The sequence below is a fragment of the Mesorhizobium sp. M2A.F.Ca.ET.042.01.1.1 genome, assembly GCF_003997405.1.
Taxonomy (GTDB): Bacteria; Pseudomonadota; Alphaproteobacteria; order Rhizobiales; family Rhizobiaceae; genus Mesorhizobium.
In genome coordinates, this window is record NZ_RZRX01000619.1 from 1 (window position 1) to 682 (window position 682).

A 682-nucleotide genomic window follows, 5' to 3' on the forward strand; every position below is an offset into this window, starting at 1 on the left:
GGGTCGTTTTGGCTTTCGAACACGTCGGGTATGGGGACAAAGTTGAAAAATAAGGCAAAATTCGTGGATGGCCGGCAGCGACTGCTGCTAAATTAGGCGAGCGAATCATTACTTCGTTTACAACTTTGCCGAATCTTGGGGGGCGGCGCGTGTCAGAAACGCCATCAATACATGCGTGGATCAGGTTTATCAGAAACTATGGACCGATCCCCACCAACGACAATATGTATGACGAGACAATTCAGCGTGCGCTGCGTCGTCACAAAATTCGGCCGATTACACTCCCCGCGCCACTTCGCGACGAGCTCGTTGAAAATTTTCGCGGCGCCTCTCCAGGGTCCTACATCATAACGGGTACAGCGGGTGATGGAAAAACATACCATTGCCGAGAGGTCTGGATCGAGCTCGGCGGCGATGCGAACCTCTGGAATCAGGGCGACAAGGTTCAGCGTCTGGCTCTTGGCGACGGCCGCTCACTTGTCGTCGTCAAAGATTTGAGCGAACTGCGCGACGACGAAAGTGCGTCGCTTATCGCCGATTTCTCGGCCGACATCGCGAACCCAGCCGCCGCAACATCCTATCTGCTTGCCGCCAATCACGGGCAACTCCTCGAGAAATTCAAATCCGCGCCGAAGACGCCTGAGATCGAACGGGCAAGCCAGGTCGTGGAAGACCTCTTGGT

Annotated in this window: 1 protein-coding gene; it reads left to right on the forward strand. The window is 55.0% G+C overall.

The window, feature by feature from the left end:
- Window positions 1-149: 149 nt before the first annotated feature.
- A partial coding sequence (locus EOA23_RS35210; RefSeq protein ID WP_210212532.1) for a hypothetical protein occupies window positions 150-682 on the forward strand: 533 nt, incomplete at its 3' end.